The organism is Streptomyces sp. NBC_01803 (genome assembly GCF_035917415.1).
Taxonomy (GTDB): Bacteria; Actinomycetota; Actinomycetes; order Streptomycetales; family Streptomycetaceae; genus Streptomyces.
This window is the reverse complement of sequence record NZ_CP109073.1, coordinates 151,264-167,052: the sequence shown is the minus strand read 5'-3', so window position 1 is coordinate 167,052 and position 15,789 is coordinate 151,264. Positions and strand designations below refer to the sequence as shown.

General features: G+C 74.0%; 12 protein-coding genes and 1 pseudogene. 6 read left to right on the top strand and 7 right to left on the bottom strand.

Annotated features, from left to right (window positions below; translation table 11 throughout):
• Nucleotides 1-2: 2 nt before the first annotated feature.
• The gene (locus OIE51_RS00845) at nt 3-1,250 is read left to right on the top strand and encodes a cytochrome P450 (RefSeq protein WP_326594738.1); all 1,248 of its coding nucleotides are present in this window, start codon (nt 3-5) and stop codon (nt 1,248-1,250) included.
• A gap of 202 nt (nt 1,251-1,452) precedes the next feature.
• Here the strand turns inward: OIE51_RS00845 and OIE51_RS00840 are convergent.
• Nucleotides 1,453-1,761: pseudogene (locus tag OIE51_RS00840) on the bottom strand (flavin reductase family protein); the annotation flags it as partial.
• Nucleotides 1,762-1,855: 94 nt separating this feature from the next.
• On the bottom strand, nt 1,856-3,445 hold the full coding sequence (locus tag OIE51_RS00835) for a tryptophan halogenase family protein (RefSeq protein WP_326594736.1): 1,590 nt from the start codon (nt 3,443-3,445) through the stop codon (nt 1,856-1,858).
• A gap of 385 nt (nt 3,446-3,830) precedes the next feature.
• Here OIE51_RS00835 and OIE51_RS00830 point away from each other — a divergent pair, with 385 nt between their 5' ends.
• Entirely contained in the window at nt 3,831-5,447 is a 1,617-nt protein-coding gene (locus OIE51_RS00830) for an FAD-dependent monooxygenase (RefSeq protein WP_326594735.1), read from the top strand.
• Between the two features lie 18 nt (nt 5,448-5,465).
• Nucleotides 5,466-7,007, top strand: coding sequence for a tryptophan halogenase family protein (locus OIE51_RS00825; RefSeq protein WP_326594734.1), 1,542 nt, complete (start codon nt 5,466-5,468; stop codon nt 7,005-7,007).
• A gap of 167 nt (nt 7,008-7,174) precedes the next feature.
• On the opposite strand, the gene OIE51_RS00820 is transcribed toward OIE51_RS00825, so the two are convergent.
• Nucleotides 7,175-8,860, bottom strand: coding sequence for an FAD-dependent monooxygenase (locus OIE51_RS00820; RefSeq protein ID WP_326594733.1), 1,686 nt, complete (start codon nt 8,858-8,860; stop codon nt 7,175-7,177).
• A 245-nt stretch (nt 8,861-9,105) separates the two neighbouring features.
• Here OIE51_RS00820 and OIE51_RS00815 point away from each other — a divergent pair, with 245 nt between their 5' ends.
• Genes OIE51_RS00815 through OIE51_RS00805 form a run of 3 tightly spaced genes read left to right on the top strand, consistent with a single transcriptional unit; the run spans nt 9,106 to nt 11,911 of the window.
• Nucleotides 9,106-9,825, top strand: a complete 720-nt coding sequence (locus tag OIE51_RS00815) for a class I SAM-dependent methyltransferase (protein ID WP_326594730.1) — start codon at nt 9,106-9,108, stop codon at nt 9,823-9,825.
• Nucleotides 9,826-9,856: 31 nt separating this feature from the next.
• Nucleotides 9,857-10,606 (top strand): class I SAM-dependent methyltransferase, encoded by a 750-nt coding sequence (locus tag OIE51_RS00810; RefSeq protein ID WP_326594729.1) that lies wholly within the window; start codon nt 9,857-9,859, stop codon nt 10,604-10,606.
• Nucleotides 10,607-10,651: 45 nt separating this feature from the next.
• A complete protein-coding gene (locus OIE51_RS00805) occupies nt 10,652-11,911 on the top strand; it encodes an FAD-dependent oxidoreductase (protein WP_326594728.1) in 1,260 nt (419 codons plus the stop codon).
• 224 nt (nt 11,912-12,135) lie between these two features.
• Here OIE51_RS00805 and OIE51_RS00800 read toward each other — a convergent pair whose 3' ends face one another.
• From OIE51_RS00800 to OIE51_RS00785, 4 genes are all read right to left on the bottom strand, one after another.
• On the bottom strand, nt 12,136-12,873 hold the full coding sequence (locus OIE51_RS00800; RefSeq protein WP_326594726.1) for a class I SAM-dependent methyltransferase: 738 nt from the start codon (nt 12,871-12,873) through the stop codon (nt 12,136-12,138).
• A 185-nt stretch (nt 12,874-13,058) separates the two neighbouring features.
• A complete protein-coding gene (locus OIE51_RS00795; protein WP_326594724.1) occupies nt 13,059-13,955 on the bottom strand; it encodes a hypothetical protein in 897 nt (298 codons plus the stop codon).
• 109 nt (nt 13,956-14,064) lie between these two features.
• Nucleotides 14,065-15,105: an N-acetylglucosamine kinase gene (locus OIE51_RS00790; protein WP_326594723.1), complete on the bottom strand. Its 1,041-nt coding sequence runs from the start codon at nt 15,103-15,105 to the stop codon at nt 14,065-14,067.
• Entirely contained in the window at nt 15,102-15,779 is a 678-nt protein-coding gene (locus OIE51_RS00785) for a uracil-DNA glycosylase (RefSeq protein WP_326594722.1), read from the bottom strand. Before OIE51_RS00785 ends, OIE51_RS00790 begins: the two co-directional genes overlap by 4 nt.
• Nucleotides 15,780-15,789: the final 10 nt, after the last annotated feature.

The window sequence follows — 15,789 nt, the reverse complement described above, 5'->3', positions numbered from 1 at the left end:
CGATGCCGAAGCCGGATCCCGAGGACTTCCACCGGGCCCTCACCGCCAGCATCGAGGACCCCTACCCCGTCTACCGCCGCTACCGCGACGCCGGCGCCCTGCACCGCGTGCTGCGTCCCGGCAGCGGACGCGAGCCCGAGTGGCTGGTCCTGCGCTACGAGGAGGCCGCCGCCGTGCTGGCCGGGCGCGGCTTCGGCCGCCGGGCGTCGGTCGCCGGCGTCGGTCCCGAGACGTCGGTGGGGATCGTGCCGCCCCGGTACCGGGTGCTCAGCGCGCTCGTGGACAACTGGCTGGTCTTCATGGACCCGCCGCGCCACACCAGGCTGCGCGCCGTCGTGGCCGAGTGCCTGGCCGCCCGGATGCGCTCGGGCACGCGCGCGCGCGTGCGGGAAATCGTCCGGCGGCTGGTGGACCGGCTCGCGGCCGAGCCCACCGTCGACCTGGTCGAGCGGTACGCGGCGCTCATCCCCGTGCTGACGATGCTGGAGCTGCTCGGCGTGCCGTCCGGGGACCAGGACTGGCTGCGCGAGCGGGCGGCCGTGTTCCAGCGGGCCACCACCTTCCGGCCCGGACCGCGCGAACCGCGCCTGGTGGCCGCCGAGGAGGCCGCGCGCGCCCTGGCGGAGTACTTCCGCGCAGCCCTGGCCGAGCGCCGCGCCACACCGGGGAACGATCTGCTCTCCGCGCTGCTCGCCGAGCTCTGGGACGACGACCTGGCCGCCGAGGACGTTCTCATCGGCACCTGTGTGCACCTGCTCCTCGGCGGCCACGAGGCGACGACGACCGCGCTGTCCAAGTCCGCGCTGCTGCTCCTGCGGCAGCCCGGCGTGCTGGCCACGCTGCGCTCGCGCCCGGAGCTGGTCCCGGCGGCGGTCGACGAGTTCATCCGCTACGACTCGCCCGCGCAGATGGTGACCCGGTGGGCCTACCAGGACGAGACCGTCGGCGGCCACCGCATCCGGCGCGGCGACAAGGTCACCGTCGTGCTGGGAGCCGCCAACCGCGACCCGGACCGGTTCGAGCAGCCCGACACCGTACGGTTCGACCGGGACGGCCACCGGCACTGCGGATTCGGCATGGGGGCCCACTACTGCCTCGGCTCGGCCCTCGGACGGATCGAGGTCGAGGCCGGCGTCGAGGGGCTGCTGACGATGCTCCCCGGACTGCGGCTGGCCGACGACGCCGTGCCGTACCGCCAGGACCTGGTGTTTCACGGACCGCGCCGGCTGGCCACGACTCGGCGGGAGTGACTCGGCGGGGCGCGGTCGGCCGCTGGCTCAGCCCGCCGCGTCCGGCCGTGCCGCCGCGCCGGCCGGCGGCGACCACGACCGGAACTCCCGCAGGCCGTACACCAGCGGCAGTCCGGTGGCGAGATCCACCCCGGTCACCGCGCACGACGACCACATGGTCGCCCACGGCGAACCGGCGGCTGACCCGGCACTCGGCGAACGCGAACGCGTCCCGGTGCGGAAGGGGAAGACCGGACGGCGGCCGGGGCCGCCACGGCACCTCCGTGAACCGGTCGCCGGACGGTGTGGCGAACACCGTGGCGGCGTGCCGCGCGTCCGCCCGCAGCAGGTTGACCGCGAACCGGCCGCCGGCCAGGACCGCCCTCAACGTGCGGCCGTCGGCGCGCAGACAGCACAGCAGCGTCGGGGGCGTCAGCGTGACGCTGGACAGCGACGAGCAGGTCGCCCCCCACGGGCGGCCCTCCGGATCGCGCGCCGTCACCACCGACACCCCGGTCGGGAATCTGCTCATCAGCTCCCGGAACCGGTCCGCCGTCACCGGTCCGCCCGCCGTCCCGCACTCGTCCCGCGGTTCCATCACTGGGTGATCTCCCTTCGGCGGGCGGCTACTCGCCGTGCAGCGCGCGGAGGTACTCCACGGTCGTCGGCAAGTCGCGTGCCATGTCCCGCTGCTTGCGCCTGATCTCGGCGAACAGCCGCCCGGACTCCTGTACGGCGTCCGGCCGGTGCGCGAGGGACGGCAGCGGGGCGTCCGGCACCACGCCGAGGCCCGCGAATATGCAGTAGTAGTTGCTGTTGTTCCAGAAATTGCGGAACTCCGCGTCGAAGTTGTTGTAGTACGTCGAGACGTCGACCACGGGCTGATTGATCGGAAGGCCGGCCCGGTACATCGCCAGCTTCTCCTGGATCTGCGGGGCGAGCGTCAGCTCCTTGTTCGCGCGCCAGAACTCGGTGTCCATCCGGGGCGGCAGATGGAAATGCGCCTGGATGAAGTCCCGGGTGTCGTCGAACATGACCTCGATCTCGCTGTTGAACCGGTCGATCAGGACCTGGTTGAAGCTCTTGTCGGGGAAGTGCCTCACCAATTGGTAGATGGCCGCGGTGATGAAGTAGATCCCGGTCGACTCCAGCGGCTCCAGGAAACACGACGACAGGCCGATGCTGACGCAATTGCGCACCCAGGCACGGCGGTTGCGCCCCACCCGGAACCTGATGTGGTTCAGCGGCGTGCGCTCCGGGTCGAGCCCCCACAGTCGGCAGAAGTCCTCCGTCGCCCGGTCCCGTCCGGCGAAGCGGCTGGAGTAGACGTACCCGGTGCCGAACCGTCCCAGCATCGGGATCTTCCACGTCCAGCCGGATTCCATGGCGATCGCCGAGGTGAACGGCTCCACGCCCTCGTCGTCGTCGTGCGGCACCGCGGTCGCCACGGCGCTGTCGCACAGCAGGTGGTCGCTCATGTCGAGGAACGGCTCGCCCAGCGCCTTGTTGATGAGCAGCCCGCGGAACCCGGAGCAGTCGACGAACAGATCCGCCTCGTACCGCTCGCCGCTGCGTGCCAGCAGGGCCGTGACGAAACCCCGGCCGTCCTGCTCGACGTCCAGCATCTCGTCCTGGACGTGCCGGACCCCGAGGTCCCGCGTCGCCAGCCGCCGCAGGAAGTCCGCCACCAGATTGGCGTCGAAGTGCCAGGCGTACGAGGTGGCCGGCCGCCCGTCCGGCCAGCACGGCGACTTGAGCGCGTCCATCACCCCCGGCTCCCAGTAACAGGAGTACTCGAAGGGCTCGTCGATCTGGCCGTGGTGACGCAGATAGGCCCAGTAATGCGACAACGGCAGCCGGTCGTGCTCCGGCAGCAGCCCGAACAGGTGGTAGAAGTAGTCCGGCCTGCCGTCGCCGGCCGTCCTCGGCAGCGCCTCCCCGGGACCGCCGGTCCGCCAGTTGACGAACTTGATCCCGAGCTTGAAGCTGGCGTTGCACTCCGGCATCCAGTCCCGCTCGCCGAGGCCGAGGAAGTCGAAGAAGACCGTCTGCAGGTTCGGGACCGTCGCCTCGCCCACCCCGATCCTCGGGACGGCGGGCGCCTCCACGACGGAGATCGAGGCCGTGTCCCCCAGCGCCTTCGCGAGATACGAGGCGGTCATCCACCCCGCCGTGCCGCCGCCGAGAATGACGATCTTCTCGATCCTGTTGTCCATCTGGTTTTTTCCCCGCTTTCCGTCAAGGAGCGCTTCTCGCCGGCCGGATGGCGCGCCCCGCCGGGCGCGAAGACATAATTCCCGTGCGGTCCGGATCGCCGTCGGACACGGAATTCGGAAAGAGCCCGTGATATCCCGGCAGCGGATTCTCAGGGTAGGCGCGGGGCGTCCCGGCCGGTAGGCGTGACGGGAAGCGACCGGCAGAACCCACGCGCCCGCGCGGGCTGCGGGTCCGCCGCCCCGGCGATCCGCTCCCGGCCCCCCGCGGAACCTGCGCGAATCCCTCTCCCGGCGCGTGATATTAGGCCCCGCCGACGCCGCCGATACTCGTGGAAACATCGCATCCAGCGTGCCCCGGAGAGGGTGGCCAGTGGCAGGAAGAACAGTGCGCACCGACGTCCTGGTCGTCGGCGGGGGACCGGTCGGTCTGTCGCTCGGGCTGGATCTGGCCTACCGGGGCGTGGATTTTCTCCTGCTGGAGGCCACCGACGGCCGGGTCGACCATCCCCGCGTGAGCAGCGTCGGCGCGCGGTCCATGGAGATCTTCCGCCGGTGGGGGGCGGCGGAGCGCATCCGCACCGCACCCTGGCCGGCGGACCACTCCCTCGACATCGCCTGGGTGACCGCCGTCGGCGGTCACGAGATCCACCGCCAGCGCTTCGGCACCGTCGCGACCCGGCCCGCGCCGGAGCACTCGCCCGAGATCGAGCGGAACTGTCCCCAGCACTGGCTGCACCCCCTGCTGCTCGACGCGCTCGGCGCCGCCGAGCCGGACGGCCCGGTCCGGCTCCGGTGGCGGCTGCTGGACTTCATGCCGCACGCCGACCGGGTCGTCGCCACCGTCCGGGACGAGACGACCGGACAGTCCGTCACGGTCGTCTCGGCGTACCTCGTGGCCTGCGACGGGGCCCGTTCCCCGATCCGCAAGGCATGTGGGGTGCCCATCGTCAGCCACCACCCCACCCAGGTCTTCCGCAACATCCTCTTCCGCGCGCCCCGGCTGCGAGCCGCGCTCGGCCCGGCCGAGCCGCTCGTGTTCTTCCTGACCACGCCCACGTCGCTCCGGTTCCCCCTGCGGGCCATGGACGGGGAGGCGCTCTACCGGCTCACCGTCCCCCGGGGCCACGGCGGCGACCTCCCGGCCGAGGCGTACCTCCGCGCGGCCCTGGCGGTCGACACCCCCTTCGAGATCCTCTCCGACACGCCCTGGCACCTGACACAGCGGGTCGCGGAGTCCTACCGGATCGGCCGGGTGCTGCTCGTCGGCGACGCGGCGCACTCGGTCTCGCCCTCCGGCGGCCTCGGGATGAACACCGGGATCGGCGACGCGGCCGACCTCGGCTGGAAGCTCGCCGCCGTGCTGGCCGGCTGGGGCGGGGAACGTCTGCTGGACAGCTACGAGGCGGAACGCAAGCCGGTGGCCGAGGCGAGTCTGCGCAAGTCCCACGAGGACCTCCGGCGCACCCTGAACCACCAGCTGCCCCCGGAGATCGTCCAGGACGGCCCGGCGGGCGACCGAGCCCGCGAAGCACTGTCCGCGCAGCTGCTGAGGGCGGGCATCCAGCGGGAGTTCGACGCGCCGGCCAGCCACTTCGCCTACCGCTACCGGTCGGACCTGGTGCTGCCCGACCCCACCGAGGAGGACACCGAGCGCTGGTCTGACAGCCCGCTGCCGGGCGGGCGGGCGCCGCACGCGTGGCTCGGTCCCGGCCGCTCGACACTCGACCTGTTCGGCGAGGGCTTCGCGCTGCTGTGCGCCGGGCCGTCCGCCGACGCGCGGGCCGGCGCCGAACGGCTGCGGCGCGCGTTCGCCGCCCGCGCGGTGCCCCTGACGGTGACGGAGATCCACGACGCGCCGGCGGCACGGCTCCTGCGGCGGCCGTACGTCCTGGTCCGCCCGGACGGCCACGTCGCCTGGCGGGGCACCGAACCGCCGCACGACCTCGACGCCCTGGCCGACCGGGTCCGGGGCGCCGCACGGCCGGACCGGGAAACGAACTGAGAAGGCGGGGTGTTCACGATGATCAAGACGGTCACCATCGTCGGCGGCGGAACGGCCGGCTGGATGACAGCCGCGTATCTCAAGGCGGCCTTCGCCGACCGCCTCGACGTCACGCTGGTGGAGTCCCCCTCGGTCGGCCGGATCGGCGTCGGGGAGGCGACTTTCAGCACCGTCCGGCACTTCTTCGACTATCTCGGCCTGGACGAGAGCACCTGGCTGCCCCGCTGCGACGGCAGTTACAAGCTGGGCATCCGCTTCGAGAACTGGGACCGCGCGGGCAGCTACTTCTACCACCCCTTCGAACGGCTCCGGAAGGTCGACGGCTTCTCGCTGGGGGAGTGGTGGCTGAAGATCGGGGACCACACCCGGCCCTTCGACCGCCAGTGCTTCATCACGCCCGCGCTGTGCGACGCCAAGCGCTCGCCCCGCAGGCTCGACGGCACCCTCTTCGCCGTCGGTCTGGACGGATCGCTGGGCCGCTCCAGCCTCGCCGAGCAGCGCGCCCAGTTCCCCTACGCCTACCACTTCGACGCCGACAAGGTGGCCCGGTTCCTCGCCGGCTACAGCAAGGAGCGCGGCGCCCACCACGTCGTGGACGACGTGGTGCACACCGCCCTCGACGAACGCGGTTGGATCAGCCACGTGGTCACCCGCGGCGGCGCCCGCCTGGCCGCCGACCTGTTCGTCGACTGCACCGGCTTCCGGGGCGCGCTGATCAACAAGCTGCTCGGCGAGCCCTTCCTGTCGTTCCGGGACGTGCTGCCCAACAACCGCGCCGTCGCCCTCCGGGTACCCCGCGCGGACGTCACCGACATGAACCCCTACACCACCGCCACCGCGATGGACGCCGGATGGATATGGACCATCCCGCTCTACCACCGCGACGGCCTCGGCTACGTCTACTCCGACGCCTTCTGCTCGCCCGACGAGGCCGAACGGACCCTGCGCGCCCGCGCCGGGGACACGCGGGGGGACCTGGACGTCAACCACATCACCATGCGCGTCGGCCGCTGCCGCGACTCCTGGGTGCGGAACTGCGTCGCCATCGGCCTGTCCAGCGCCTTCGTGGAGCCGCTGGAGTCCACCGGTATCTTCTTCATCCAGCACGGCATCGAGCAGCTGGTCAAACACCTCCCCGACCGGGACTTCAGCCCCGGGCTGCGACAGGCGTACAACCGCCGGATCGCGCAGGCGGTGGATGGCGTCAAGGAGTTCCTCGTCCTGCACTACCGGGCCGCCGGGCGGCAGGACAACGACTACTGGCGGGCCGCCCGTGGCCGCGAGGTGCCCGAGGGCCTCGCCGAGCGGCTGGCGCAGGCACGGCCGCATCTGCTGGACGACGAGGCGGTCTTCCCGTACTACCACGGCTTCGAGCCGTACTCGTGGAACACCATGCTCCTCGGCCTGGCCGGCCTCCCGGCCGTCCCGCGCCCGGCGCTGCACCATATCGACCCGGCGCGCGCCCACGAGGAGTTCGCGCGGCTGCGCGCCGAGGCCGCCACCGTGGTGCGGGAGCTGCCGAGCTGCCACGAGTACCTGCGCCGCCTCAACAGCGCCTGACCGGCCGGGCCGCCCCGAAGGCTGTCCCGTCATCCCGGCCCCGTCCTGCCGACGCCCGTCTTGCCCCGGGTGCGGCTTCCGCCTTCAACCGGCGAACTCGCGCGAATCGGTCGCGTCGGTCGCTCAAGCGGGCCGAGGAACGGGGCCGGCGGATCGCGGGACAGCCTTCAGGTCCCGGACTTGCCGGACTTGCGGAACTTGCCGGGCGCCCCGGCGCGGGCCGTCAGCAGGCGGTCCAGACACGCCGTCAGCCGGCGCGGCGGCCCGGCCGCCGGCCAGGCGCCGGCCCAGGCGACGTGGCCGTCCGGCCGGAGCAGCACCAGCCGGGCCCGGCGCGCCCCGTACGCCGCGTGCGCGGCGGCCTCGGCCCGGGGAATCACCCGCACCGGCACTCCGGCGGTGTACCGGCCCGCCAGGGCCGCGCCGAGCGCGGCGGCGTCCGGACGCCGCCCGGCCGGTGCCGGCCGCGTGCCCTCGAACGCCAGCAGCAGGAAACCGCCCGGCCGCAGCAGGTCCAGCAGGCCGCCGCCGGGCGCGGCCAGCGGCGCGTGCGGCGCCCGGTCGCCCGGCCGCAGCGGGCCCCGGCCCCGGCCGGCCGCCACGGCGGGGCTGCCCCGGTACCCGATCCAGGTCTGCGACAGTGTCCGGAAAACGGTCCGGCGCACCGCCGACCACCGGGACGCCACGGAGATCAGCCGCATCGCGACATGGCCGCGCAGCCACATCGCCACCGGGTTGGCGGTGGTTTCCACCCGGAAGCCCCGGTCCGTGTTCCGGGTGATCGCGCGGGCCACCGGACGGCGTTCGGCCTCGTAGCTGTCGAGCAGCCCGGGCGGCGCCTCACCGCGTTCGACCAGCGCCAGCTTCCAGCCCAGGTTCGCCGCGTCGCCGACCCCCAGGTTCAGCCCCTGGCCGCCCGCCGGGTTGTGCACGTGCGCGGCGTCGCCGACGAGGAACACCCCCCCGGCGGCGAACCGGTCGGCGATCCGGCTGTGGAACCGGAACAGCGAGGCCCAGATCACCTCGTCCAGCGTTCCGGTCGCCTCGAAGTAGCCGTCGAACCACCGCCGCAGCTCCTGGGCGTCGAGCCGCTGATAGGGGTCGTGCGAGACCTGGCCCCCGGCGCCGCCGGGCGCCAGGCCGGGCGGCACGGCCCCGAAGAGCCGGTAGCGGCCGGGGGAGATCGGCAGCACCCCGACGAAGCCGCCGCGCGTGAGGGTGAGCCGCAGCCGGGGCGGCGGCGGGTCCGCCGCGAACGTCACGTCGGCCAGCAGGCCGCGCTGCGGATAGGTGCCGCCGATGAACCCGATCCCCAGGCACCGCCGCGTGGTGCTCCCGGCGCCGTCGGCGGCCACCACCCAGCGGACCCGCAGCGTCTCGCCACCGCCCAGGCGCACCTCGACGCCGTCCCCGGCCGGGGCCACGTTCTCCACCGGCCGCCCCCACTCGACCGGTACGCCCCGCGCGGCCAGCGCCGCCGTCAGGATCCGCTCGGTCTCCGACTGCGCCACGGACAGCGCGCACGGAAACCGCGTCCGCCCCTCCACGCCACCGCCGGCCAGCGGCAGATGCGCCGTCGGGCGGCGCCGCTCGCGCACCTCGACCCGCGTGATCGGCACCCCGCTCGCCAGCGCCTCGTCGGCCAGCCCGAACCGGTCGAGCACCTCCAGGGTCCGCGCGTGCACGATCGTCGCCCGCGACTGCTCGGCCGGGGCCGGACCCGCCCTGCGGTCGACCACCCGCGCCCGCACGCCGTGCCGCGCCAGCTCCAGAGCCGTCACCAGCCCGCTCGGGCCGGCGCCGACGACCAGCACCCCCGCCTCCGACCGCGCCCCGGCCGCTCCTGTCTCCACGACACCTCCCACCGCGTCTCCCGCGCCTCCATCCTCCGGCCGGCGACCCACCCCCCACATCACGCGGCCGCACGGCGGGCGGGCGGCCGGCGGACGCGCCGCGGCCCGCGCCACGCGGACGCGCCCGGGACGCCATCCCCTGCGGGCGCGTAGGTTTTCCGGCCCCGCCCCGGAGCGCTCTGTCGCCGAATGCGCGGTGGCGTTAGCGTGAGAACGCTTTCGTGCGAACGGAAGGGGAGTGAAGCATGGCCGCAGCGCGATCGGGTGCGCCCACCATCACCGATTTGTTCGACGAGATCGCCGAATTGTACGAGGAATTCAGCGGCACTCTGGATTCCGCCGAAAACCCGCTCAGTGAATGGATGGCGGCCCATCTCCCGAAGGGCCGGCGCGCGCTGGACATCGGCTGCGGCGCCGGCCGCTACACCGTCATGCTCGCCGCCCTCTACGACGAGGTCGTCGGCGCCGACGCCGCCCCCGCCATGATCGACATCGCCCGGCGCGACCGGTCCCGGTCCAACGTGGACTACCAGGTCCGCGACGCCTTCGACTTGACGCCCGCCAAGGACGGCCTCTTCGACGTGGTGTTCGGTTTCAGCAGCGTCTTCCTCATGGGCGAGCCGCGGGTGATCCTGCCCCACCTCGCCGCCCTCGTCGCGCCCGGCGGGGCGTTCGTCGTCTTCGAGCCCGAACGCCCCGCCGACTATGGCCAGGAGAACTGGCGGATCAATTTCGCCTTCACGGTCGCCAGGACCGCGTACGAGGTGACCGGGCGGCTGGAGAGCTCCATCAACGTGCTCCGCCTCTTCAGTCACCGTAACTGGACCGAGATCAGCGAACGGACCGCCCCGATGAACGGCCGGGAATTCCGGCGGGAATACACCGCGGCCCTGCCCGGGAGCACGTTCATGGAGCACGTCTTCCCCGGGCTGCTCACCGCCTACTGGCAGCGGCCGGCCCGCTGACCGAAGCCCCCGACCAGGTAGGGAGACACACGTGTTGACGAACCACCACGGACCGGCCGACGACACCACCCGCCCGCAACGGGACACCGCGCCGCTGTTCAGCGAGCTCGCCGGGCCCTACGAACGCTTCACCCGGGTCCTGGACGAGCCCGGCGGCCGGCTCGCCCGTTGGCTGGAGGCGTACCTCCCCGGCGGCGGCCGGGCGCTGGACGCCGGCTGCGGCACCGGCCGGTGGAGCGTCGCCCTGGCCGAACGGTACGACGAGGTGCTGGCCATCGACGCGGCGCCCGCGATGATCGAGATCGCCGAGCGCGAACGGTCGGGCCCCACCATCCGCTATCAGGTCCGCGACATCCGGAGCCTGACCCCGGAGGACGACGGGCTCTTCGACGCCGTCGTGGTCTTCAGCTGCCTCGTCCACGTCGGGGAGCCGGCCCCGCTGCTGGAGCTGCTGCGGCGTGTCGTGGCGCCCGGCGGCGTCCTCCTCATCATCGAGCCCCAGCGTCCGCCCACCTGGGGCAGCGAGGGCTGGCAGGCCGACTTCGCGTTCGGCCAGGCCCGCGCCCTCTACGACCGGACCGGCGACGTGACCGACGCCACCGCCGCCCTGGCGGCGATCCTCAGCCCCTCCTGGCTGCGGATCAGCGAGATCAGCGTGCCGATGACGGCCGACCGGTTCGCCGAGGAGTACACCGCGGCCCTGCCCGGCGCCGTCGTCGAGCGCAGCGGCGGCGAGTTCGGCGTCTTCACCGTCGCCTGGCGGGCCCCCGCCGCGGGTTGACGCCGCCGCCCGAGAGCCCCGGCCCGCACGCGCCCCTGGAGAGCCATGGAACCGCAGGACACGACCGCGACCGTCTGCGTGGTGGGCGCCGGACCGGCCGGCGCGATGCTGGCGCTGCTGCTGGCCCGCTCCGGCGTCGACGTCGTGCTGCTGGAGAAGCACGCCGACTTCCTCCGCGACTTCCGCGGCGACACCGTGCACCCCTCCACCCTCGAAATCCTTGACGAACTCGGGCTCGCCGGACGCTTCCACGAGCTGCCGCACCGGAAGCTGGAGACCATGGGCCTCGTCCAGGACGGCCGGCCCATGCTGATCGCCGACTTCCGCGCCCTCGGCCTTCGCTTCCCCTACGTCGTCTTCGTGCCGCAGTGGGACTTCCTCAACCTCATCACGGCCGAGGCGGCCCGCTACCCCGGCTTCCGGCTGTGGACGCGTGCCGAGGTCACCGGACTGCTGCGCGCGGACGGCCGCGCCGTCGGCGTGCGCTGCCGCACCCCGGACGGCGAGCGCACGGTGCGTGCCGCGCTCGTCGTCGCCGCCGACGGCAGGAAGTCGGTGCTGCGTGCCGCCGCCGGACTGCGGCCCCGGGACCGCGGCGTGCGGATGGACGTGCTGATGTTCCGCGTCTCCCGGCGGGACGACGACCCCGACGAACGGCTCACGGTGCGGATCGGGAACGGCCGCGTCTTCGTCATCGTCGACCGCGGCACCTACTGGCAGGTCTCCTACGAGATGAGCGCGGGCGGGTACGACCGGCTGCGCCGCGAGGGCGTCGGCCGGCTCCGGCGGGACCTGGCCGAGCTGGTGCCCTTCCTGGCCGACCGGACGACCGAGGTCACCGGCCTGGAGGAGCTGCCGCTGCTCCAGGTCCGGGTCGACCGGCTGCGTCGCTGGTACGCCCCGGGGCTGCTGTTCATCGGCGACGCCGCGCACGCCATGTCACCGGCCGGCGGCTACGGCGTCAACCTCGCCGTCCAGGACGCGACCGCCGCCGCGAACCTGCTGGCCGGCCCGCTGCTCGAAGCCCGGCGCACCGGCCGCCCGCCGGACGACCGGGCACTGGCCCGGGTGCAGCGCAGGCGTCAGGTGCCGACCGTGCTGACCCAGGAGTTCCAGCGGCTCTTCCACCGCGTCGCCGTCGACCGGGCGCTGCGGGGCGACCGCGTGATGGGTGGCGCCGGCCGGCTCAGCTCCACGTTCGAGCGGTGGCCGTTCCTGCTGCGGCTGCTGAGCCGGATGACGGGCGTCGGCCTGCGGCCCGAGCACGTCCGCACCCCGGACGCGGGGGAGCGGGACGGCGGCTAGACCGGTGCCGGCCGCACCGTCCCGGTCGGGGTTGGCACCACTTCCGGGGGCGGCTTGACCGGTGCCGGCCGCACCGTCCCGGTCGGGGTTGGCACCACTTCCGGGGGCGGCTTGACCGGTGCTTGCCGCATCGCCCCGGTCGGGGTTGGCACCACTTCCGGGGGCGGCTTGACCGGTGCTTGCCGCATCGCCCCGGTCGGGGTCGGCATCACTTCCGGGGGCGGCTAGACCGGTGCCCGCCACACCGCCCCGGTCAGGGTCGGCACCACCTCCGGGGCGAACTCCACACCGGGGACGACACCCTCGTAGGCTCGGCGGAACGCGCCGAGCGTGGGCGGGACGAGTCCCGCGCTCATCTCCCGCCACGCCGGGTGGAGCATGTACCGCAGCGCGGCGACCGCGTCCTCGGTGTCGCCCGACAGCCGGTAGACGGTGTGCGCCACCTCGAACGGGTGGAACGTCTGCCGTGTCTCGTCGTCCGGCACGGGCGCGTCGTCGGGCCGCGTCACGTCCAGGACGACGAGCCGGCCGCCGGGCGCCACCAGGGGCCGCAGGAGGGGCAGCACGGCCTCGGCCGGGCCCATCGCGAAGAGGCTGTTCATGGCGAACACGGCGTCGAAGACCCCGTCGCGTTCGGGGGACAGCTCGCGTACGTCGCGCCGCTCGTAGCGGACGTTCGGCGGGTTGTCCTTGCTCCTGGCCACCCGGAGCATGTCCGCGGAGATGTCCACCCCGACGACCTCCCGGTAACGGTCGGCGACCAGGCGGCAGTTGCGGCCGTTCCCGCATCCCACGTCCAGCGCCCGCCCCCCGCCGACCAGATGCGTCAGCAGCCAGTCCCGTGCCGGGTTGCCCTCCCGGTCCATCGCCCCGATGAACCGGTCGTAGAGCACGGCGAGTTGGTCGAAGGGCGGCCGGGAGTCGGTGGAGTTGGCGGTGACCATGCTGTCTCCGGTGACCATGCTGTCTCCGTCCTGCGGTGCGGCGGGAACGCTTCGCACTGTACGGTCCGGAGCGCGCCGACGGCAGCCGGTCGGACGGCGGGCGTGGGGAAACCGCGCGACCGCGTGGTACGGGCGCCACGAGCCCGCCCGGCCGGCCGGACACCCGGGGGTATGGGACCCGGCCCGATCGGGGGATCGGGGGATCAGCGGATCATCGTGCCGTGCGGGCGCTCGGGGGAGATGCCGACCGCGTTCATGTAGGCGGAGAGGACCAGCTTGCCCACGGCCGGGTACGCGCCCAGCGGCTCGGCCGCCGGACAGCCCGCCTCCTTGGACCCCGCGGCCAGCAGCCCCGCCGGGATCTCGGGACCGATCAGGCAGGGCGCCAGCGCGAGTTGCCGCGAGCCCGCGTTCGTCAGCCGCCCGGCCGTCTCCGCCACCGAGCCCTCCCTGTCCAGCGCGGCGGCCAGCACCGGCACGGCTAGCCGGGCGGAGAGCAGCATGCCGGTGATCCCGGCCGCCTGCACGGCCTCCTCGCCACCCACGGTGGCGAGCACGATGCCGTCGGCCGCCGTGGCCACGGTGAACAGCCGGGCCCGGTCGGCCCGTGCCAGGCCGGCCTCCGACAGCCGCACGTGGACGGCCTCGGCGAGCAGCGGGTGCGGCCCGAGCACGTCCGTCAGCCCGGCTCCCGTGCCGCTGCCCAGCACGGCCTGCCGTATGGTCCGCAGATGGACGCTGTCCGGGCCGGCCAGCAGCGGCACCACGACCGGCACCGGCACCGGCACCTCGCCCGCGCCGCGCTTCGCGCCCTTCGCGGCGGCCCGCGCCAGCACCTCGTGGAGCGCGGGGAACTCCTGGTCCACGCCCTCGACATAACCGACCCGCGCGTCGAGACCGGGCAGCTCCGACCGCGCGATGCTCAGCACTTCCTCGGCCAGGCCACGGCTCTCCGACGACGGGTCACCCGGCACGGCGAGCACCAGCGTGGGCGCGCCCTCGGGGGCGCTCACGGGCTCCGGACGGCGGTGCCTTCCGGACTGGCGGGGACGTGGCATTCGTACGGGCAGACCCGATCCTGGCCCAGTGGGGGAGCTCATGTCGCCGCATGTTAATGCCTTGATGTGCTTGGCTGTTCGTCCGGGGGAATCCAGTCCGAATCTGTCCCGAAATATCCCGCGCGCTCGTGTTAAACGCCGGTTGACGTCTTTACCCGACCTGTCCACCGGAACGCGGATCAATCCGGGCGGCAACCCGCAGAAGGTATGGATCGGACGGCAGCCGCGGTCCCCCGTGGGGCAGCGCGGCGGCGATACGCAGCGCGCCGTCGAGCGGATCGCCGGCCGCGGACACCACGACGGCGTGTGGCAGCCGCCGCTCCAGCTCCGCCCGCAGCGGCCCGATGAGTGGCTCGCCGATCCTGAACAGCCCGCCGGTGAGGGCCACTTCGCCGCCCGCCCCCGGCGGGCAGACGGCGGCGGCCGTGACGGCGATCTCGCCGGCCGCGGCCCGCAGGATGCCCGCGGCGACCGGATCGGCCGCCTCCCCGGCGGCACACCGGGCCACCTCGGGCGCGAACGAGGCCAGCACGGCGGAACGGTCGGCGCGCGGGTACAGCCGCCCCGGCAGCCCCGCCACCGGGCCGAACGACTCCACGGCCCGGGTCAGCAGCGGCAGCGAGCCGCCCTCGCGCCCGTCGTGGGCGCGCAACGCCGCCTCCAGACCGGCCCGGCCGATCCAGGCGCCGCCGCCGCAGTCGCCCAGCAGATGGCCCCAGCCGTCCGCCCGCCGCCAGGCGCGCAGATCGGTGCCCAGCGCGATCACCCCGGTGCCCGCGGCCACCACGACACCCGGCCGTTCCCCCAGCGCCCCGGCGTACCCGGTCACGGCGTCGGCGGCCAGCGCCACCCCGCGCGTCCCCAGCTCCGCCGCCAGGGCACCCGGCAGCTCGGCCCGCACCCGGTCGCCGAGCGTGGCCATGCCCGCCGCGCCCACGCACACCGCCACGACCGGCTGATCCGCCGCCCCGGCGGCCGTCAGCAGCGTCCGGGCGGCGGGCAGCAGCATGTCCAGCAAGTGCCCGGCGTCGATGCCGGAACTCCCGGTGCGCACCGGCTCCCTCGCCGACACCCTCCCGTGCGGCACGGGTACGCCGCCCGCGCCCGCGCGGCCGAGCGCGACCCGCAGCCCCGAGCCGCCGGAGTCCACGCCGAGCACCCAGAGGCGCGACGCCGCGGACGCGACCGTCACGGCAGCTTCCAGTCCACGGGCGCGGCACCCTGCTCCAGCAGGAGCGCGTTGGCCCGGCTGAAGGGCCGGGAGCCGAAGAAGCCGCGGTCGGCCGACATCGGCGACGGGTGCGCGGACTCGACGCTCGGCACCCGGCCGAGCATCGGCCGCAGCCCGCGCGCGTCGCGGCCCCACAGGATCGCCACCAGCGGCTTGCCCCGGGCGGCCAGCGCCCGGATCGCCTGTTCGGTGACCTCCTCCCAGCCCTTCCCCCGGTGCGCGGCGGGCCGACGCGGGGCCGTGGTCAGGGCGCGGTTGAGCAGCAGTACCCCCTGCTCGGTCCAGGGCGTCAGGTCGCCGGTGGACGGGCGGGGCGGCCCCAGGTCGGCGGCGAGCTCACGGAAGATGTTCTCCAGGCTGCCGGGCAGCGGGCTCACCTCGGGCGCGACCGAGAAGCTCAGGCCGACGGCGTGGCCGGGCGTCGGGTATGGGTCCTGACCCACGATCAGGACTCTGACCTCGTCGAACGGCTGCTGGAAGGCCCGCAGGACGTGGGGTCCGGCCGGGAGGTAGGTGCGCCCGGCGGCGATCTCCGAGCGCAGGAAGGCGCCCATCGCGGTGATCCGGCCGGCGACGGGGGCCAGAGCCGTGGCCCAGCCCGGTTCGACGATCTCGTTCAATGGTCGTGCTGACACGGTCCGTCAC